Source organism: Streptosporangium nondiastaticum (genome assembly GCF_003011965.1).
GTDB lineage: Bacteria > Actinomycetota > Actinomycetes > Streptomycetales > Streptomycetaceae > Streptomyces > Streptomyces nondiastaticus.
This window is the reverse complement of the sequence record NZ_PXWG01000020.1, coordinates 24,565-43,543: the sequence shown is the minus strand read 5'-3', so window position 1 is coordinate 43,543 and position 18,979 is coordinate 24,565. Positions and strand designations below refer to the sequence as shown.

Annotated in this window: 18 protein-coding genes; 3 read left to right on the top strand and 15 right to left on the bottom strand. The window is 71.5% G+C overall.

Annotated features, from left to right (window positions below; translation table 11 throughout):
* Positions 1-52: 52 nt before the first annotated feature.
* From B7P34_RS11475 to B7P34_RS11465, 3 genes are read right to left on the bottom strand one after another with little or no spacing between them, the layout of a single operon-like run.
* On the bottom strand, positions 53-715 hold the full coding sequence (locus tag B7P34_RS11475) for a vitamin K epoxide reductase family protein (RefSeq protein ID WP_106675746.1): 663 nt from the start codon (positions 713-715) through the stop codon (positions 53-55).
* A gap of 59 nt (positions 716-774) precedes the next feature.
* Positions 775-2,037, bottom strand: coding sequence for a histidine--tRNA ligase (gene hisS, locus B7P34_RS11470; RefSeq protein ID WP_106675745.1), 1,263 nt, complete (start codon positions 2,035-2,037; stop codon positions 775-777).
* A gap of 10 nt (positions 2,038-2,047) precedes the next feature.
* Entirely contained in the window at positions 2,048-2,770 is a 723-nt protein-coding gene (locus tag B7P34_RS11465; RefSeq protein WP_106675744.1) for an MBL fold metallo-hydrolase, read from the bottom strand.
* 186 nt (positions 2,771-2,956) lie between these two features.
* Between B7P34_RS11465 and B7P34_RS11460 the strand changes: the two genes are divergently transcribed.
* Together B7P34_RS11460 and B7P34_RS11455 are read left to right on the top strand one after the other, a co-directional pair.
* Positions 2,957-3,778, top strand: a complete 822-nt coding sequence (locus B7P34_RS11460) for a peptidylprolyl isomerase (RefSeq protein WP_106675743.1) — start codon at positions 2,957-2,959, stop codon at positions 3,776-3,778.
* A gap of 266 nt (positions 3,779-4,044) precedes the next feature.
* On the top strand, positions 4,045-5,274 hold the full coding sequence (locus tag B7P34_RS11455; protein WP_106675742.1) for a DUF349 domain-containing protein: 1,230 nt from the start codon (positions 4,045-4,047) through the stop codon (positions 5,272-5,274).
* A gap of 60 nt (positions 5,275-5,334) precedes the next feature.
* On the opposite strand, the gene B7P34_RS11450 is transcribed toward B7P34_RS11455, so the two are convergent.
* The 12 genes from B7P34_RS11450 to B7P34_RS11395 all read right to left on the bottom strand — a co-directional run bounded on the left by B7P34_RS11450 (position 5,335) and on the right by B7P34_RS11395 (position 17,871).
* Positions 5,335-7,680: a RelA/SpoT family protein gene (locus B7P34_RS11450; RefSeq protein WP_435693958.1), complete on the bottom strand. Its 2,346-nt coding sequence runs from the start codon at positions 7,678-7,680 to the stop codon at positions 5,335-5,337.
* Between the two features lie 342 nt (positions 7,681-8,022).
* Entirely contained in the window at positions 8,023-8,589 is a 567-nt protein-coding gene (locus B7P34_RS11445; protein WP_106675740.1) for an adenine phosphoribosyltransferase, read from the bottom strand.
* Entirely contained in the window at positions 8,586-9,689 is a 1,104-nt protein-coding gene (secF, locus tag B7P34_RS11440) for a protein translocase subunit SecF (protein WP_106675739.1), read from the bottom strand. The genes B7P34_RS11445 and secF overlap by 4 nt, the downstream gene beginning before the upstream one ends.
* A gap of 1 nt (position 9,690) precedes the next feature.
* A complete protein-coding gene (gene secD / locus B7P34_RS11435; protein ID WP_106675738.1) occupies positions 9,691-11,544 on the bottom strand; it encodes a protein translocase subunit SecD in 1,854 nt (617 codons plus the stop codon).
* A 147-nt stretch (positions 11,545-11,691) separates the two neighbouring features.
* A complete protein-coding gene (yajC, locus tag B7P34_RS11430; protein ID WP_106675737.1) occupies positions 11,692-12,213 on the bottom strand; it encodes a preprotein translocase subunit YajC in 522 nt (173 codons plus the stop codon).
* 161 nt (positions 12,214-12,374) lie between these two features.
* Positions 12,375-13,463, bottom strand: a complete 1,089-nt coding sequence (ruvB, locus tag B7P34_RS11425; RefSeq protein WP_106675736.1) for a Holliday junction branch migration DNA helicase RuvB — start codon at positions 13,461-13,463, stop codon at positions 12,375-12,377.
* 73 nt (positions 13,464-13,536) lie between these two features.
* Positions 13,537-14,151 (bottom strand): Holliday junction branch migration protein RuvA, encoded by a 615-nt coding sequence (ruvA, locus tag B7P34_RS11420; RefSeq protein ID WP_106675735.1) that lies wholly within the window; start codon positions 14,149-14,151, stop codon positions 13,537-13,539.
* Positions 14,148-14,699: a crossover junction endodeoxyribonuclease RuvC gene (gene ruvC / locus B7P34_RS11415; RefSeq protein WP_106675734.1), complete on the bottom strand. Its 552-nt coding sequence runs from the start codon at positions 14,697-14,699 to the stop codon at positions 14,148-14,150. The genes ruvA and ruvC overlap by 4 nt, the downstream gene beginning before the upstream one ends.
* A gap of 122 nt (positions 14,700-14,821) precedes the next feature.
* Positions 14,822-15,574, bottom strand: coding sequence for a YebC/PmpR family DNA-binding transcriptional regulator (locus tag B7P34_RS11410; RefSeq protein WP_030365298.1), 753 nt, complete (start codon positions 15,572-15,574; stop codon positions 14,822-14,824).
* Between the two features lie 63 nt (positions 15,575-15,637).
* Positions 15,638-16,237 carry a pyridoxal 5'-phosphate synthase glutaminase subunit PdxT gene (pdxT, locus tag B7P34_RS11405; RefSeq protein WP_106675733.1) on the bottom strand — a complete coding sequence of 200 codons (600 nt, stop codon included), beginning with the start codon at positions 16,235-16,237 and terminating at the stop codon, positions 15,638-15,640.
* A gap of 83 nt (positions 16,238-16,320) precedes the next feature.
* Positions 16,321-17,235 carry a pyridoxal 5'-phosphate synthase lyase subunit PdxS gene (pdxS, locus tag B7P34_RS11400; protein WP_106675732.1) on the bottom strand — a complete coding sequence of 305 codons (915 nt, stop codon included), beginning with the start codon at positions 17,233-17,235 and terminating at the stop codon, positions 16,321-16,323.
* 102 nt (positions 17,236-17,337) lie between these two features.
* Positions 17,338-17,871: a hypothetical protein gene (locus tag B7P34_RS11395; protein WP_223267745.1), complete on the bottom strand. Its 534-nt coding sequence runs from the start codon at positions 17,869-17,871 to the stop codon at positions 17,338-17,340.
* Between the two features lie 401 nt (positions 17,872-18,272).
* On the opposite strand from B7P34_RS11395, the gene B7P34_RS11390 reads away from it, so the two are divergent.
* Entirely contained in the window at positions 18,273-18,950 is a 678-nt protein-coding gene (locus B7P34_RS11390; protein WP_106675730.1) for a VC0807 family protein, read from the top strand.
* Positions 18,951-18,979 lie beyond the last annotated feature (29 nt).

Genomic DNA, 18,979 nt, shown 5'->3' with positions numbered 1-18,979 from the left:
CGGACCGAGAGGTCCGGCGGCGTCGATCAAGCCAGGTTCGGCGAGGGCGGGATCAGGCGGTGCCGCCCGTCCAGAAGTCCCACCAGCGGGTGAGGATCAGCATGCCGATGATGCCGACCCACAGGACGGGCACGACCCAGTGGAACTCCAGCAGGACGCGGCGCACGCCGTCCGGCACCGGGATGAAGCGGTGCCGGACGTTCTGCACGGTCACGTAGCAGAACATGAAGATCGTGGCGACCCAGGCGAGGCAGCACCACAGGCACAGCGACCCGATGACGTACAGCGACTGGTACTGCAGCCAGGTGCAGAACCCGACGCCGAAGAGGGTGCCGGCCTGCATGCCCAGCCAGTACCAGCGGGGGAAGCGGGCGCCCGAGAGCAGCGCCAGGCCGATCGCGATGATCGCGCCGTAGCAGACGAGCCCCAGCATCGGGTTCGGGAACCCGAAGGCGTGGGCCTGCTCGCTCTCCATGATGTTGCCGCAGGAGACGATCGGGTTGAGGCTGCACCCGGGGGTGAAGGTCTTCCCGACCGCCTTGGCCTCAAGGATCTTGTTCTTGTCGATCGTGATGACCCACGCGGCGAGCAGCCCCAGCGCACCGGTGATGACCAGCAGCAGCGCGAAGGCGCGGCTGCCGCCCATGGCGCCGGTCGCGGGGCCGTCCCGCTCGTCGCCGTCGGTGTCGGAGCGGTCCAGTGCCGAAGTGGTCATGGCGGCGTTGATCCCATCAGTCGGTCCCTGGCGCCCATTCTGCACCAGGAGAGTGGCAATCAGCCCTGCTTGGCCAGGACTTCACCCACGACGTCGGCGAGGGCCACGGCCTTCTGCTCGCCGCTCTCCAGGTCCTTGAGCTGCACGTTGCCCTCGGCCAGGTCGCGCTCGCCGGCGATGACCGCGAAGCGGGCGCCGGAGCGGTTGGCCGACTTCATCGCGTTCTTCAGGCCCTTGCCGCCGTACGCGAAGTCGGTGGCGACGCCGCTGCGGCGCAGCTCGGTGACCAGGCCGAAGAGGACCTTGCGGGCCTCCTCGCCCAGCGGGACCGCGTAGACCTCGGTCGGCGAGGGCAGGTCGAGCGCGATGCCCTCGGCCTCCAGCGCGAGGACCGTGCGGTCGACGCCGAGCGCCCAGCCGACGGACGGCAGCGCGGGGCCGCCGATCATCTCGGACAGGCCGTCGTAGCGACCGCCGCCGCCGACCGCGGACTGCGAGCCGAGGCCGTCGTGGACGAACTCGAAGGTGGTGCGGGTGTAGTAGTCGAGGCCGCGCACCAGCTTGGGGTCGTCCTCGAACTCGACGCCCGCCGCGGTCAGCAGCTCGCGCACCTGCCCGTGGTAGGCCTTGCAGGCCTCGCACAGGTGGTCGCGGAAGAGCGGGGCGCCGACGAGCTGCTTCTGGACGTCCTCGCGCTTGTCGTCCAGGACGCGCAGCGGGTTGATCTCGATGCGGCGGCGGGTGTCCTCGTCCAGGTCCAGGCCGCGCAGGAAGTCCTGCAGGGCGGCACGGTAGACCGGGCGGCACTCCTTGTCGCCGAGGGAGTTCAGCAGCAGGCGGAAGTTCCGCAGGCCCAGCGACTTGTACGCGTCGACGGCCAGGATGATCAGCTCGGCGTCCAGCGCCGGGTCCTCGGCGCCGATGGCCTCCGCGCCGACCTGCGAGAAGTGGCGGTAGCGGCCCTTCTGCGGGCGCTCGTAGCGGTAGTACGAGCCGGAGTACCAGAGCTTGACGGGCAGGTTGCCGTCCTTGTGGAGGTTGCCCTCCAGCGCGGCGCGCAGCACGGAGGCGGTGCCCTCGGGGCGCAGGGCGAGCTGGTCGCCGCCGCGCGTGGTGAGGGTGTACATCTCCTTGGTCACGATGTCGGTCGACTCGCCGACGCCGCGGGAGAACAGCTCGACCTGCTCGAAGCCGGGGGTCTCGACGTAGCCGTAGCCGGCCCGCTTGAGCGGGGCGGCGATGGCCTCGCGGACCGCGAGGTAGACGGCGGAGGTGGGGGGCTTGAGGTCGTAGGTGCCCTTGGGGGCCTTGAACGTACTCACGGGAAAATCGTCACATTCCTCTTCGCGGAGCGGCGGTAGGGCCGCCTCCGGAGCCGCGCAGCGTGTCCGCCACTTCCCGCAGGTACGGGTTGGTGGCGCGCTCGCGGCCGATGCTGGTCTGGGGGCCGTGGCCGGAGAGGACCACGGTCGAGTCGTCCAGGGGCAGGCACACGCGTGCCAGCGACCGGAGCATCTCGGCGTGATCACCGCCCGGCAGGTCGGTGCGTCCGATGGAGCCGGCGAACAGCAGGTCGCCCGAGAAGAACACCGACGGGACGTCGAAGGTCTCGGGCATCCTGAAGGTCACCGACCCCTTGGTATGGCCGGGCGCGTGCGCGACGGTGAACTCCAGCCCCGCGAGGTCGAGGCGGGAGCCGTCGGTCAGCTCCCTGACGTCGTCCGGCTCCCCGACGGTCAGCTCGCCCATGAGCTGCTGCCCGATGGAGCGGCCGAGGGCCTTCTCCGGGTCGCTCATCATGTAGCGGTCGGCGGGGTGGATCCAGGCCGGGACGTCGTGGGCGCCGCACACCGGGACGACCGAGGCGACGTGGTCGATGTGGCCGTGGGTGAGGACGACGGCGACGGGCTTGAGCCGATGCTTCCTGAGCGCCTCCTCGACCCCGGGGGCCGCCTGGTGGCCCGGGTCGATGATCACGCACTCCTCGCCCGCGGCAGGGGCGACCAGATAGCAGTTGGTCCCCCAGGCCCCGGCGGGGAACCCGGCAATCAGCACATTCGTCCTTAATGATCGACCAGCAGAATTTCATCAGCGGTGCGGCCGCGACGCCCCTCGGGGATCACCGGCTGCGAACAAGAGCCTACCGGCGGCACCTCCGCGGCCGCGAACCCGTATACGGTACGGGCACACCAGCAACACAGGGCTCATGACATGGACAAGTCGGTATGAGGAGTAGACCCGGTGGTCAGTAACGAGCAGCGGCGGCGGCAGCTCGCCCGGGAGAAGTTCGAGCGGCAGCAGCAGCGCCGCGAGGAGGCCCGGCGCAAGGCCCGGCGGCGGAACGCGGTGATCGCCGCGGCCCTCGCGGTGGTGCTCGCCGCGGGCGTGACCGCGTACGCCACGGGAGCGCTGTCCGGCGACGACAAGAAGGACACGACCGACGCCGCGGCCCCCGAGACCTCCAAGGCACCGTCCAAGGGTCCCGACCCGTGCGCCAAGCCCGCCCCGGGCTCCCCCGCGGCGAAGACGTGGAAGTCGGAGCCGGAGATGGGCATCGACAAGTCCGCGGCCTACGCCATGGACTTGAAGACGACGTGCGGCACGATCGACGTCAAGCTCGACGCGGCGAACGCCCCGCACACGGTCAACTCCTTCAACTTCCTGGCCGGCGAGGGCTACTTCGACCACACCAAGTGCCACCGCCTGACCACCTCCGGGATCTACGTCCTGCAGTGCGGCGACCCCAAGGGCATGGGCAACGGCGGCCCGGGCTACACCCTGCCCGACGAGAACCTCAAGGACTCCAGGCTCAAGGGGAACGTCTACCCCGCCGGCACGATCGCGATGGCCAACACCGGCCAGCCGCACACCGGCGGCAGCCAGTTCTTCCTCGTCTACCAGGACAGCCCGCTGCCGCCGACGTACACGCCCTTCGGCACGATCGGCGCCGAGGGCATGAAGACGCTCAAGAAGATCGCCGATGCGGGCGAGGGCTCGGGAGCCGGCGACGGCGCCCCGAACGCGACGGTGGTCATCGACAAGGCGACGGTCGCCAAGTCCTGACGCCGGGCGCACCGCTCCGATCAGGCCTCCGGCGCCCGGTTGTTGCCCGCTCAGCGAAATTTCGGTCGCGCGGGATACGGACAGCCAGGGCGCCGGTCGCCTATGTTGGCGTTGTGTAGGGTGCCTGATCCGGCGGCTACCCGCACCCGAATGATCAAGACGATGATCAAGCCGTCGGACCGGCCAGGGCGCGGCCCTGCCCGGAACAACTGTGGACGATGCGCGAGGGCCGCACGCCGGCCCCGGCATCATGTGGAGGAGGCGCTGTGAGCAGCGACCCATGGGGCCGCGTCGACGAGACGGGGACCGTGTACGTGCGTACTGCCGACGGTGAGCAGGTCGTCGGATCGTGGCAGGCCGGGTCTCCCGAGGAGGCCCTCGCTTACTTCGAGCGCAAGTACGAGGGCCTGGTCGTCGAGATCGGCCTCCTCGAGAAGCGGGTCACGACCACCGACCTGTCGGCCAAGGACGCGATGATCGCGATCGACCACCTGCGCACGCAGGTCGACGAGCACCACGCCGTCGGTGACCTCGACGCGCTGCGGACCCGGCTCGACAAGCTCGTCGCGACGGTCGAGGCGCGCCGCGAGGAGCGCAAGGCGGCGAAGGCCAAGCAGGCCGACGAGGCGCGCACGGCCAAGGAGGCGCTGGTCGCCGAGGCCGAGGAGCTGGCGGCGAGCGAGCAGTGGCGGGCCGCCGGGGAGCGGCTGCGCGCCCTCGTCGACACCTGGAAGGGCCTGCCGCGGCTGGACCGCAAGGCCGACGACGAGCTGTGGCACCGCTTCTCGCACGCCCGCTCGGCGTTCTCCAAGCGGCGCAAGGCGCACTTCGCCGCCCTCGACGCCCAGCGCGAGGACGCCCGCAAGGCCAAGGAGAAGCTGGTCGCCGAGGCCGAGGCGCTCTCCGGGTCCACCGACTGGGGCCCGACGGCCGCGCGCTACCGCGACCTGATGGCCGAGTGGAAGGCCGTCGGCCGCGCGCAGCGCGAGGCGGAGGACGAGCTGTGGGGCCGCTTCCGCGGTGCGCAGGACGTCTTCTTCCAGGCGCGCAGCGAGGTGTTCGCCGAGCGCGACGCCGAGCAGCAGGTCAACCTGACGCACAAGGAGGAGCTCGCGGCCGAGGCCGAGAAGCTGCTGCCCGTCACCGACCTGAAGGCCGCCCGCGCCGCGTTCCGCTCGATCAACGAGCGCTGGGAGGCCATCGGCCACGTCCCGCGCGACGCCCGCCCGAAGATCGAGGGCCGGATGCACGCGGTAGAGCGCGCCATCCAGGAGGCCGAGGAGGCCGAGTGGCGGCGTACGAACCCGGAGGCGCGGGCCCGTGCGGCGGGGCTGACCGGCCAGCTGCAGGCGGCCGTCGACAAGCTGCAGGAGCAGGTCGACAAGGCGCGTGCCGCGGGCAACGACGCCAAGGCGAACAAGCTCTCGCAGGAGCTGGAGGGGCGTAGGGCCCTTCTGGACCAGGCTCTGAAGGGCCTGGAGGAGTTCGGCGGCTGAACGGCCATATGAGTAAGGGGCTCCGGCTATTGCCGGAGCCCCTTACTCATATGCGGATGCTTACGGCCGGCGGGCCGACGTTACGCGGTAGACGTCGTACACGCCCTCCACACCCCGTACGGCCTTCAGGACGTGACCGAGGTGCTTCGGGTCGCCCATCTCGAAGGTGAAGCGGGACGTGGCCACCCGGTCCCGGGACGTCTGCACGGCCGCGGACAGGATGTTGACGTGTTGGTCGGACAGGACGCGGGTGACGTCCGACAGCAGCCGGGACCGGTCCAGCGCCTCGACCTGGATCGCCACCAGGAAGACCGAGGACTGGGTCGGCGCCCACTCGACGTCGATGATCCGTTCGGGCTGCTGCGAGAGCGACTCGACGTTGACGCAGTCGGCGCGGTGCACCGAGATGCCGTTGCCGCGGGTGACGAAGCCGATGATCGGGTCGCCCGGCACCGGCGTGCAGCAGCGGGCCAGCTTCACCCAGACGTCCTCGACGCCCTTGACGATGACGCCGGGGTCGGCGCTGGAGCGGCGCTTGGAGCGGCCGCGGATCGGCGCGGTCTCCTCGATGTCCTCGGTCGCCGCGTCCTCGCCGCCGAGGGCCTGGACCAGCTTCTGCACGACGCCCTGCGCCGCGACGTGGCCCTCGCCGATGGCGGCGTAGAGGGAGGAGATGTCGGGGTAGCGCATCTCGTGCGCGAGGGTGACCAGGGAGTCGCCGGTGAGGATGCGCTGGATCGGCAGGTTCTGCTTGCGCATGGCGCGCGCGATGGCGTCCTTGCCCTGCTCGATCGCCTCGTCGCGGCGCTCCTTGGAGAACCAGGCCCGGATCTTGTTGCGCGCGCGGGGGGACTTGACGAAGCCCAGCCAGTCGCGGGAGGGGCCGGCGCCGGGCGCCTTGGAGGTGAAGACCTCGACCAGATCGCCGTTGTCGAGGGTGGACTCCAGGGGCACGAGCCGCCCGTTGACCCTGGCCCCTATCGTGCGGTGGCCGACCTCGGTGTGGACGGCGTAGGCGAAGTCGACCGGGGTGGCCCCGGCCGGGAGCGCTATGACGTCGCCCTTGGGCGTGAAGACGAAGACCTCGTTGCGGGAGAGGTCGAAGCGCAGGGACTCCAGGAACTCGCCCGGGTCCTCGGTCTCCTTCTGCCAGTCCAGGAGCTGCCGCAGCCAGGCCATGTCATTGACGGTGTCCTGGTTCTTGCCGGCGTTCTTGGGCACGTCGGTGCGCACCTTGGAGGCGCCGGCGACGGCCTCCTGCTTGTACTTCCAGTGCGCGGCGATGCCGTACTCGGCGCGGCGGTGCATGTCGAACGTGCGGATCTGCAGCTCGACGGGCTTGCCGCTGGGGCCTATGACCGTCGTGTGCAGCGACTGGTACATGTTGAACTTGGGCATCGCGATGTAGTCCTTGAACCGCCCCGGGACCGGATTCCACCGGGCGTGGACGGTGCCGAGCGCCGCGTAGCAGTCGCGGACGGTGTCGACGAGGACGCGGATGCCCACCAGGTCGTAGATCTCGGCGAAGTCCCGGCCTCGCACGATCATCTTCTGGTAGACGCTGTAGTAGTGCTTCGGGCGGCCGGTCACGGTGGCCTTGATGCGGGCGGCGCGCAGATCGGCCTGGACCTCGTCGGTGACGATCGCGAGGTACTCGTCGCGCTTGGGGGCCCGCTCGGCGACGAGGCGGACGATCTCGTCGTACATCTTGGGGTAGAGGATCGCGAAGGCGAGGTCCTCCAGCTCCCACTTGATGGTGTTCATGCCCAGCCGGTGCGCCAGCGGGGCGTAGATCTCCAGGGTCTCGCGGGCCTTCTTCTCCTGCTTCTCCCGCTTGAGGTAGCGCATGGTGCGCATGTTGTGCAGGCGGTCGGCGAGCTTGATGACCAGGACGCGCGGGTCCTTGGCCATGGCGACGACCATCTTGCGGACGGTCTCGGCCTGCGCGGCCTCGCCGAACTGCACGCGGTCGAGCTTGGTGACGCCGTCCACCAGGAGGGCGACCTGGTCGCCGAAGTCGCGGCGCAGGTCGTCCAGGCCGTACTCGGTGTCCTCGACGGTGTCGTGCAGGAGGCCGGCCATCAGCGTGGCCGGATCCATGCCGAGCTCGGCGAGGATCGTGGTCACCGCGAGGGGGTGGGTGATGTACGGGTCGCCGCTCTTGCGCTTCTGGCCGCGGTGCCAGCGCTCGGCGACCTGGTAGGCGCGCTCGATCTGGCGGAGCGTCGTCGCGTCGGCCTTGGGGTCGTTGCCGCGCACGATGCGCAGGAGCGGTTCGAGCACCGGGTTGTACGGGCTGGAGCGCTGGACGCCGAGGCGGGCGAGGCGGGCCCGGACGCGGCTGGAGGAGCCGGGTCGGGGAGCGCTCGGCGGCGGTGTGGGCCGGGCGGGTGACGTGCCGGCCACGGCCGGGACCGGGCCCTTCGGACCGCCGGCCGCCCCGGAGCCCGCGGGCGGGCGGGGCGTGGACTCAGGCGCGCTCTGCGGGCGGCCCTTGGGCGTACCCGTGGCCGCCGCGGCCTCGGGAGACGGCTTGTCCTGCTGTGCGGCGGTGAGCGGCTGGGCCTCGTCTGGCAAGAGCACTCCTCATGCGGGGTCCGGCCCCCCGATCAGGTCCGGACAACCATGGTATCGAGCCCGGGCGGCGGGGTCGCCGCGCACCCGGCTCTGCTCACCAGAACGCGAAGCGGCCCCCGGGGTCTTCCCCGGGGGCCGCTTCGCATGTCAGGCCTGCTCCATCGTGGCAGGTCAGACGGTGATCAGCGCCTCCAGCGGCGCGTCTTCGAGGGCACCGGAGAGCCGCTCGCGGCCGGGCAGGAAGCCGAGCTCCATGAGCACGACGACGCCGGCCACCTCGGCGCCGGCCCGGCGGATCAGCCGGACCGAGGCCTCGGCGGTGCCGCCCGTGGCCAGCACGTCGTCGATGACGAGGACGCGGTCGCCCGGGCCCACCGCATCGGCGTGCATCTCGATCTCCGCCGTGCCGTACTCCAGCTCGTACGCCTGGGCCAGCGTGGCTCCGGGGAGCTTGCCCGCCTTGCGCACGGGCACGAAGCCGAGCCCGGCGCGGACGGCGGCCGGGGCGCCGAGGATGAAGCCCCGGGCCTCCAGGCCGACGACCTTGGTGGCGCCGTGGCGCTCGCACGCCTCCGCCAGGGCGCCGGTCAGGGCGGCGAACGCCGTGGCGTCGGCGAGCAGCGGGGTGATGTCCTTGAACATCACGCCCGGCTTGGGGTAGTCGGGCACATCGTGGATGTGCGCGAGCAGCAGGTCACGCAGCTTCTGGTCGGCCGGGCCGACCCCGGTGGCGCTCATCGGCGCTTCCCCTGGGCACGGCCGCGGCTGCCGCGGGCACGGGGGGCGACGACACCGGCGTTGCCGGCGGGGTCCTCGTCCTCGGCGCCGGGGACGGCGTCGCTCGGCTCGGCCTCGGCCTCGCCCTTCGCGGCCGCGGCGGCGCGCTTGGCGCGCACCCGCTTGGCGAGGGCCTTCATCTGCGGGTCGCGCTCCTTGAAGTCGGCGACGAGCGGGGTGGCGATGAAGATCGAGGAGTAGGCGCCGGCCGCGAGGCCGACGAACAGGGCGAGCGAGATGTCGTTGAGCATGCCCGCGCCGAGGAAGCCGCCGCCGATGAACAGCAGGCCGGCGACCGGCAGCAGGGCCACGACGGTGGTGTTGATCGAGCGCACCAGGGTGCCGTTGAGGCTGCGGTTGGCGATCTCGCTGTACGTGAAGCGGGTCTGCTTCGTGATGTCCTTCGAGCTCTCCTTCAGGCCGTCGAAGACGACGACGGTGTCGTAGAGGGAGTAACCGAGGATGGTGAGCAGACCGATCACGGTGCCCGGGGTGACCTCGAAACCGACCAGGGCGTAGACGCCGACGGTGATCGTGAGGTCGTGGATCAGCGCGACCAGGGCGGCGAGCGCCATCCGCCACTCGAAGGCGATCGCGAGGTAGATCACCACGAGGATCATGAAGACGGCCAGGCCGGTCCACGCCTTGTTGGCGATCTGGTCGCCCCAGCTGGGGCCGACGATGTCGGTGTTGACCTTGTCCGTGGAGACGCCGAGCTTCTTCGCCAGGGCTTCCTGGGTGGCGCGCGACTGCTCGGTGGTGACGTCGCTGACCTGGATGCGCAGCGGGCCGTTGCCGAGCTTCTGGGCGATCGCCGTGTGGCCGGAGGCCTCCTCCGCGATCACGCGGGCCGATTCGGCCGAGACCTTGGTGCTGGGCGTGGTGAAGACCGCGCCGCCGGAGAACTCGATGCCGAAGTTCAGGCCCCGCACCGCCAGGCCGACGATGGCCGTGATGGTGATGAGGATCGAGATGCCGTACCAGATCTTCCGCTTGGCCACGAAGTCGTAGCCGACCTCGCCGCGGTAGAGCCGGGCACCGAGATTGCCGAGCTTGGACATCTCACGCCTCCTTCGGGTCGACGGGGGCGGAGGGGCGGCGGCGGGAAGCCCGCAGCGGCGGCCTGGCGCCGAGCCGCTTGGGGTCGAGCCCGGACCAGGGGTGGCCGCTCGCGAAGAACTTGCGGCGGGCCAGGACCGTCATCAGCGGCTTGGTGAAGAAGAAGACCACGACGACGTCGAGGAGGGTGGTCAGGCCGAGCGTGAACGCGAAGCCCTGCACCTTGCCGACGGTGACGATGAAGAGCACGGCGGCGGCGAGGAACGACACGAAGTCCGAGACCAGGATCGTGCGGCGGGCGCGCGGCCAGCCGCGCTCGACGGCCGGGCGCAGCGTGCGTCCCTCGCGGATCTCGTCGCGGATGCGCTCGAAGTAGACGATGAAGGAGTCGGCGGTGATGCCGATCGCGACGATCGCACCGCAGACGGCCGGCAGGTTCAGCGCGAAGCCGATGGCCTGGCCCAGCAGCACCATGATCGTGTACGTGAGGATCGCCGAGCACAGGAGGCTGGCGAGGGCGACGAGCGCGAGACCGCGGTAGTACGCCACGAGGTAGACGACGACCAGGGCGAGGCCGATGGCACCGGCGAGGAGACCGGCGCGCAGCTGCTCGCCGCCGAGCGCGGCGGTGACCGTCTGCTCGGTGACGACGTCGAAGGAGAGCGGCAGGGCGCCGTAGGACAGCACGTTGGCGAGGTCCTGGGCGCTGGTCTGGGTGAAGCCGCCGGAGATCTCCGCCTGGCCGCCCGAGATCGAGGTGGAGACGGACGGGTCGGAGACGACCTCGCCGTCCAGGACGATCGCGAACTGGTTCTGCGGGGGCTGCTTGGTCGCGAGCTGGCCGGTGACGTCGGCGAACTTCTTGGAGCCGGTGGAGTCGAACTTCAGCTGGACGATCCAGCCGCGCCCCTGCTGGCTGTCGAAGACGGCGCTGGCGCCGGTGACGTTGGTGCCCTCGACGGACACCGGGCCGAGGATCTCCTTGGCCGAGCCGTCCTTCTTGCACGCGACGATGACGTCAGTGGTCTTGGCGGCCGCAGCGGCCTCGTTGGCCTTGGCGCGGCCCTCGGGGGTGGTGCAGTCGAGGGCGTCGAGCTTCTTCTGCAGCGCGGCGGCGTCGGCCGGGGACGGCGTGGGCTCCTTGGACTTGTCGTCCTTCGCCTTGTCGTCCTTCTTGGCGTCGTCCTTCTTCTCGTCCTTCGCCTTGTCGTCCTTGGCGACGGGCGAGGCGGACGGGGTGGCGTCGGCCTTGACGGCGTCGGTGACGGGGCGGCCCTGCTGGCGCGGGCTCGCGCTCGACGAGGGGCTGCCGACCGAAGCGGAGGCGGAGGGCGAGCCGGACGGCTTGTTCTTGTCGTCCTTGGCCTTCTCGTCCTTCGCCTTGTCCTTGTCCTTGCCGGAGTCCTTACCGGGAGAGGACGCGTTGGGAGTGGGCTCGGTCTTCGCACCGGGGGCCACGGACAGCACGGGGCGGAAGCCGAGCTTGGCGGTGGTGCCGACCTGCTGGCGGGCCTGCTTCGCGTTCGTCCCCTTGGGGATGTTCACGATGATGTGGTTGTCGCCCTGCGTCTGGACCTCGGCCTCGGTGACGCCGAGACCGTTGACGCGCCGCTCGATGATGCCGACCGCGGTGTTCATATTGGTCGGGTTGATCGCGTTGGGCTTGCCGGGCTCGTTCTTGGCCTCCAGCGTGAAGCTGGTACCGCCCGCGAGGTCGATGCCCAACCGCGGCGTGGTCCGCCCGGAGGCGAACATCCCCCCGGTGAGCGCCACCATGGCGATCAGGATCAGGGCCAGGACCCGGCCCGGCCTGCCCTGGCCGCCCGGGGACCTGCGGCCCTTCTTCGGTGCTGCCACCTTGTCGTTTCTCCCTGTCCAACCGCCCGGGGCCGTGCTGTTGCCGGGCGGCCACGAATGTAGTGGGGACCTGCCCCCCGCCGGAGCCTAGACCGTCAGGGAACCGCGGCGCACTGACCGAGCAGTGCTCCGCGGTTCCCCGATGGGCTACTTCGCTTCGGTGTCGCCGTCCTTGCCGTCCCGCTCGGCGCCCTTGGCGTCCTTCGCGTCCTTGGCCTGCGGCTCCGCGCCCCTGTCCTTGTCCGCGGACTCCGGCTCCGCGGCCCGCTCCGCCTCGGCGGCCTCGCCCTTGCCCAGGTCGATCTTCTTGCCGGCCGCCGGGGCCTCGCCCTCGGTCAGCGACGACGCGTCGTCCGGGACGACAGGGGTCTCGGAGTCGTGCGGCTCGATGCCGTGGACGATGCGGTTGTACTCGGCGTCCTCCAGGACGGCGCCGATGGCGTTCTTCGCGTAGATGGCGTGGACGCCGGGGGCCACCTCGAGGAGGACCGTGTCGTCGTTGACCTCCTTGACGGTGGCGTACATGCCGCCGATCGTCCGCACACCGGTGCCCGGCTGCATCTGATCGCGCATCTGCGCCGCCTGGCGCTGCTTGTTCTTGGCGGACCGCGTCATCAGGAACATGGCCCCGATGAGCACGATGAACGGCAGGAGAGTCACGATATTCACGGGACGGGGTTTCCTTCACACGACCGCGGGAGGCGGCCTTCTACGGGGGTGGTATGCCGTGCCGGTTCCGGACGGCATCGGCGGAGTCTAAGCGAGTCCGCGCCTATGGAACAACGCCCAGCATGGCACCGTGGTTCCTGACCGGACCAGCCCCCGCGCCGTCACCCGCCGAAGAGGCCCTGCTGGGGCGGGGTGCCCGCGAGGCCCGCCGCACCCGCCTCGCGCGTGAGGCCGAGGTGCTCCCACGCGGCGGGGGTGGCGATGCGGCCCCTGGGCGTACGGGCCAGCAGGCCCTCGCGGACGAGGAACGGCTCGGCGACCTCCTCGACCGTCTCGCGCTCCTCGCCGACGGCCACGGCCAGCGTCGACAGGCCGACCGGGCCGCCGCCGAAGAGCTTGAGGAGGGCCGTCAGGACGGCGCGGTCGAGGCGGTCGAGACCGCGGGCGTCGACCTCGTAGACGTCCAGGGCCTGGGCGGCGATCTCGCGGGTGATCACTCCGTCGGCCTTGACCTGGGCGTAGTCGCGGACGCGGCGCAGCAGGCGGTTCGCGATGCGGGGGGTGCCGCGGGAGCGGCCGGCGATCTCGGCGGCGCCCTCATCCGCTATGTCCACGTCCAGCAGGCGGGCGGAGCGGTGCACCACGCGCTGCAGCTCGGCGGGGGCGTAGAACTCCATGTGCCCGGTGAAGCCGAAGCGGTCGCGCAGCGGGGGCGGCAGGAGGCCGGCCCGGGTGGTGGCGCCGACGAGGGTGAAGGGCGGCAGCTCCAGGGGGATGGCGGTGGCGCCGGGGCCCTTGCCGACGATCACGTCGACGCGGAAGTCCTCCATGGCCATGTAGAGCATCTCCTCGGCGGGCCGCGACATGCGGTGGATCTCGTCGAGGAAGAGGACCTCTCCCTCCGTGAGGGAGGAGAGGATCGCGGCGAGGTCGCCGGCGTGCTGGATGGCGGGGCCGGAGGTGATGCGGATGGGGGCGCCCATCTCGGCCGCGATGATCATCGAGAGGGTGGTCTTGCCGAGCCCGGGGGCGCCGGAGAGCAGCACGTGGTCGGCGGTGGCGCCGCGGGCTCGGGCGGCCTTGAGGACGAGGTCGAGCTGCTCGCGGACGCGCTCCTGGCCGACGAACTCGCCGAGGTCCTTGGGGCGCAGCGCGGCCTCGACGGCCCGGTCCTCGCCGTCGGCGGCGGTGCCGACGAGGCGGTCGCCTGCCGGGGGCTCCGCGTATGCGGATTCGTCGTCCCAGTTCACGGGTTGAACCTCACGGTTGGATGGTGGTTTGCGGGCAGTCGTTCCGCAGCGCCGGGGGCGCCCTCCGAATGACTCACCGCGCCCGGTTCAGCGTCTGCAGCGCGGCGCGCAACAGCTGGCCGACCTGCGGCTGACCGCCGTCGGCGAGAACAGCCTCCGCCCGGGGCGCCACCGCCTCCACCGCCTCGTCCGCCTCGCGGGCGGCATAGCCGAGTCCGACGAGCGCGGCCTGCAGCTGATCGCGCCACCCCGCAGCGGCGGGAGCCGGGGCTGCGGCGGAGCCGACGGGCTTGCCGAGCCGGTCCTTCAGCTCCAGGAGCAGCTTCTGCGCGCCCTTCTTGCCGATGCCGGGGACGGCGGTGAGCGCCTTCTCGTCGCCCGAGGCGAAGGCCTGCCGGAGGGCGTCGGGGCTGTGGACGGCGAGCATGGCCTGGGCGAGGCGGGGGCCCACTCCGCTGGCGGTCTGCAGCAGTTCGAAGGTCTGGCGCTCGTCGTCGTCGGCGAATCCGTAGAGGGTCAGGGAGTCCTCGCGGACGACGAGGGAGGTGGCGAGGCGGGCCTGCTGCCCGACGCGGAGGCCGGCCAGCGTGCCGGGCGTGCACTGGACGGCCATGCCGATGCCGCCGACCTCGACGACCGCGGTGTCGGGGGCGAGGGCGGCGACGGGGCCGGAGACGAAGGCGATCATCGGGTGCCCTTCGGGAGGCGTACGGGAGCGGTGGCGCGGCGCTGGGCGGCGGCGAGCTGCTGCAGGCGGCCTGCCGCCGGGGCGCGCCAGATGTGGCAGATGGCCAGGGCCAGGGCGTCGGCGGCGTCGGCGGGCTTCGGCGGGGCGTCGAGCCGCAGGAGGCGGGTGACCATGGAGCCGACCTGGGCCTTGTCGGCCCGGCCGGAGCCGGTGACGGCCGCCTTGACCTCGCTGGGGGTGTGCAGGGCGACGGGCAGGCCGCGGCGGGCGGCGCAGAGCATGGCGACGGCGCTGGCCTGGGCGGTGCCCATGACCGTACGGACGTTGTGCTGGCTGAAGACGCGCTCCACGGCGACGTATTCGGGCCGGTGCTCGTCGAGCCACTGCTCGATGCCGCGCTCTATGAGGACGAGGCGGTCGGCGACCTCGGCGTCCGCGGGGGTGCGGACGACTCCGACGCCGATCATGCGCAGCGGGCGCCCCGCGGTGCCCTCGACCACGCCGACGCCGCACCGCGTCAGCCCCGGGTCCACGCCCAGTACCCGCATCGCCCCTCCTCAGCTCACCTGCCCGGGCAGGCTACCGGCTGCCACTGACAACGGCCGATCATGCCGACGGGCCGGCGGGGTGTGTTCCCCGCCGGCCCGTCCGCCGGCCGCAGCCGGATGTCTTACGCGTCGACCTTGGCCATGACGTCGTCGGAGACGTCGAAGTTGGCGAACACGTTCTGGACGTCGTCGCTGTCCTCGAGCGCGTCGATCAGCTTGAAGATCTTGCGCGCGGCGTCCTCGTCGAGCTCCACCTGCATGGTGGGGACGAAGTTGGCCTCGGCGGAGTCGTAGTCGATGCCCGCCTCCTGGAGCGCGGTGCGGACCGCGACCAGGTCGGTGGCCTCGCTGATGACCTCGAAGCTCTCGCCGAGGTCGTTGACCTCCTCGGCACCGGCGTCCAGGACCGCGCCCAGGACGTCGTCCTCGGTCAGCTCGCCCTTGGGGACGATGATGACGCCCTTGCGGTTGAACAGGTACGACACCGAGCCCGGGTCGGCCATGGAGCCGCCGTTGCGGGTCATGGCGACGCGCACGTCGGAGGCGGCGCGGTTGCGGTTGTCGGTGAGGCACTCGATGAGGACCGCGACGCCGTTCGGACCGTAGCCCTCGTACATGATCGTCTCGTAGTCGGCGCCGCCGGCCTCGAGGCCGCCGCCGCGCTTGACCGCGGAGTCGATGTTCTTGTTCGGGACCGACTGCTTCTTCGCCTTCTGGATGGCGTCGTAGAGCGTCGGGTTGCCCTCGATGTCGACGCCGCCCATGCGGGCCGCGACCTCGATGTTCTTGATCAGCTTCGCGAAGAGCTTGCCGCGCTTGGCGTCGATCACGGCCTTCTTGTGCTTCGTCGTAGCCCATTTAGAGTGGCCGGACATCTGCCTGTCTCCTTCGCGTAACCAAATTCTGAAACGAACGACAGAGATCCTACCGGGACCGGGCTACCGGGCTGCGCGCACCATGTCCACGAACAGCGCGTGGACGCGGTGGTCACCGGTGAGCTCCGGGTGGAAGGACGTGGCCAGCACGTTGCCCTGGCGCACGGCGACGGTGTGGCCGTCGTGGGTGGCGACGACCTCGGCGGCGGCGCCGACGGACTCGACCCAGGGGGCGCGGATGAAGACGCCCTCGACGGGGCCGCCCTCGATGCCGGCCATCTCGACGGCCGCCTCGAAGGACTCGTTCTGCCGGCCGAAGGCGTTGCGGCGGACGATCATGTCGATGCCGCCGAGCGTCTCCTGGTCCTCCCGGCCGTCCAGGATCTTGTCGGCCAGCATGATCATGCCGGCGCAGGTGCCGTAGACGGGCATCCCGGCCTTCACGCGCTCGCGCAGGGGCTCCAGCATGCCGAAGACCACGGCGAGCTTGGACATCGTGGTGGACTCGCCGCCGGGTATCACCAGGCCGTCGATCTCCGCGAGCTCTTCGGGGCGGCGCACCGGGCGGGCGAGGGCGTCGGCGGCGGCGAGGGCGATGAGGTGCTCGCGGACGTCGCCCTGGAGGGCGAGGACACCGATGGTGGGGGTGGAAAGGGGTGCCACGGGGTTCTCCGTCTGGGGTCTGGACGACGACGGCGGGGCGGCCCGCGTGCGCGCGGGCCGCCCGGCCGGGGAAGCGGTGGGTGTTACCAGCCGCGGTTGGCGTAGCGCTCGGCCTCGGGGAGGGTGTCGCAGTTGATGCCGACCATGGCCTCGCCGAGGTTGCGGGAGGCGTCCGCGATGACCTTCGGGTCGTCGTAGAAGGTGGTGGCCTTCACGATGGCGGCGGCGCGCTTGGCCGGGTCGCCGGACTTGAAGATGCCGGAGCCGACGAAGACGCCCTCGGCGCCGAGCTGGCGCATCAGCGCGGCGTCGGCGGGGGTGGCCACGCCACCGGCGGAGAAGAGGACGACCGGCAGCTTGCCGAGCTCGGCGACCTCCTTGACGAGCTCGTACGGGGCGCGCAGCTCCTTGGCGGCGGCGAAGAGCTCGTTGTTGTCGAAGCCGCGCAGCTTGGCGATCTCGTTCTTGATCTGGCGCAGGTGGCGCACGGCCTCCACGACGTTGCCGGTGCCGGCCTCGCCCTTGGAGCGGATCATGGCGGCGCCCTCGGCGATGCGGCGCAGGGCCTCGCCCAGGTTGGTGGCACCGCAGACGAAGGGGGTGGTGAACGCCCACTTGTCGGAGTGGTTGATCTCGTCGGCCGGGGTGAGGACCTCGGACTCGTCGATGTAGTCGACGCCGAGCGACTGCAGGACCTGGGCCTCGACGAAGTGGCCGATGCGGGACTTGGCCATGACCGGGATGGAGACGGCGCCGATGATCTCTTCGATCATGTTGGGGTCGGACATGCGGGCCACGCCGCCGTCCTTGCGGATGTCGGCCGGAACCCGCTCGAGCGCCATGACGGCGACCGCGCCCGCGTCCTCGGCGATCTTCGCCTGCTCGGCGTTGACGACGTCCATGATCACGCCGCCCTTGAGCTGCTCGGCCATGCCGCGCTTGACGCGGGCGGTACCGGTCTCGGGGGTGGTGGACGTGCTGGGGACCGTGCTGGACACGTTGTGACCTCACTAATCAAGGGCGGTGATGCTGCGACCCTCATACAACCGAGCCGGGATTCCCCGGAAAAAGAGCCAATCGGAGGCCGGTGGCTTGTCCGCTCAGCCGCCCGCCCTGGATTCCAGGACGGCGGGCGGCTCGTCGTCCATCTCGAAGGCCATGGGGAACGGCGCGTGGCCCGCGAGGCGGAACCAGCGCACCACGCGGTGCTTGCGCACGGCGCGCGCGGCACGCACCGCGTCGTTGTGGAAGCGCCTGGCCATGGGCACCCTGCGCACCGCCTCGGACAACTCGGTCAGCGACTCCTCACCACCCGGGGCATCCCGCACGACCTCGACCTGCGGGGCCTCCGCGAAGACCGCGCGCAGCGCCTGGCTCAGCTCGCTCTCGGCGACCTCCCGGTGCTCCTCCTCGGCCTGCCGGGCCGCGTGCGCGGCCTGGTAGAGCACGATCGAGGCGGCCGGGTCGAGGACCCCGGCCGTGCCGAGCTCCTGGGCGACGGAGGCGCGGCGCAGGAGCTGGGCGTCCAGGGCGGCGCGGGCGGCGTCGATGCGGCTGTGCAGGCGGTCCAGGCGGCCGGCGGTCCAGCTGAGATAGACGCCGATGACGACCAGCGCGGCGACGATCCAGATCATTGTGGTCACGCCGCGCCACGTTACCGCTCGCCGCGGGGCCGCTGCCGCGGTGCGGGACCGCTCCGCGGGCGGAGCCGCCGGGCCGCGCGAGGTGTCTTCGCCGGGCGGCGCGAGGTGTTCCCCGGGCGGCGTCCGGGTGCCGGCCGCCACCGGCGAAGGGCGAACGGCCGTCGGCCGGCGGCCGGCGGCCGGCGGCTGAGTCCGCCGCGGTGGCTCGCCCCGCGGCGGCGGGACACCGGGCCGTCCCGGGCCGCTCCACCCGGGGGTGGAGACGGATGCCGGGAACTCCACCCTCGTCTCGGCCCTGGCTCCGATCCGTCTCCACCCGGCCCGGCCCTAGCGTCGTTTCAGGACCGGAGGAGCACCACGGAAGACCTGGAATCGCCTGGGGAGGAAACCCCATGACACCGCACGCCCGGCGAGCGCTGCTCGTCCCTCTGACCGTCACGATCGCCCTGCCCGCCGCGCTGTACTACATACTGCGGGCGCAGGGCACCACGCAGTGGCAGGCCCTGCTGATCAGCGGCGTGATACCGGCCGCGCACGCGGTCGTGACGGCCGTCCGCCGCCGGCACGTCGCCTTCTTCGACCTGCTCGTCGTCGCCCTGCTCGCCGTCTCGGCGGCCACGTCGCTGGTGAGCGGGGATCCTCGGGTGCTGCTGCTGAAGGACGCCGCGATCCCGGCCGTGCTGGGCCTGTGGATCGGGGGCACCCTGTTCCTCTCCCGGCCGTTCGCCTTCCACTTCGGCGCGCACCTGCGACGAGGCAGCGGCGACGCGGAGGCCGAGCGCGCCTGGCAGGAGCTGCCCGCGTACCGGCAGGCGCTGCGGGGCCTGACCCTGCTGTGGGCGGGCGTGGAGTTGCTCGACGCCGCCCTGAGCACGGTGCAGGCGCTGGTGCTGCCCGTCGACGCGGTCCCGGTGATCGGCCGGATCCAGTCGTTCGCCCTGCTGGCCCTGCTGGTGGTGATCACCGTACGGCGCAGCCGGCGCTTCCGGGCGCGGCACGGGATATCCCTGTTCGGGACGGCCGGGAGGGCGGGCGTGCCGGTGCCGCAGGAGGCGGGGCCCGGGGCCTAGCGGCCCGGGCCCCGGGGGCGGCCTCAGGC

What these genes read in the sequence shown, in the direction of transcription:
- B7P34_RS11475 (WP_106675746.1), bottom strand. Translation starts at nt 715, where the DNA reads ATGACCACTTCGGCACTGGACCGCTCCGACACCGACGGCGACGAGCGG.
- B7P34_RS11445 (WP_106675740.1), bottom strand. Translation starts at nt 8,589, where the DNA reads ATGAGCGCCACCGGGGTCGGCCCGGCCGACCAGAAGCTGCGTGACCTG.
- secF (WP_106675739.1), bottom strand. Translation starts at nt 9,689, where the DNA reads ATGTCCAAGCTCGGCAATCTCGGTGCCCGGCTCTACCGCGGCGAGGTC.
- ruvA (WP_106675735.1), bottom strand. Translation starts at nt 14,151, where the DNA reads ATGATCGCCTTCGTCTCCGGCCCCGTCGCCGCCCTCGCCCCCGACACC.
- ruvC (WP_106675734.1), bottom strand. Translation starts at nt 14,699, where the DNA reads ATGCGGGTACTGGGCGTGGACCCGGGGCTGACGCGGTGCGGCGTCGGC.
- B7P34_RS11410 (WP_030365298.1), bottom strand. Translation starts at nt 15,574, where the DNA reads ATGTCCGGCCACTCTAAATGGGCTACGACGAAGCACAAGAAGGCCGTG.
- B7P34_RS11395 (WP_223267745.1), bottom strand. Translation starts at nt 17,871, where the DNA reads ATGATCTGGATCGTCGCCGCGCTGGTCGTCATCGGCGTCTATCTCAGC.
- B7P34_RS11390 (WP_106675730.1), top strand. Translation starts at nt 18,273, where the DNA reads ATGACACCGCACGCCCGGCGAGCGCTGCTCGTCCCTCTGACCGTCACG.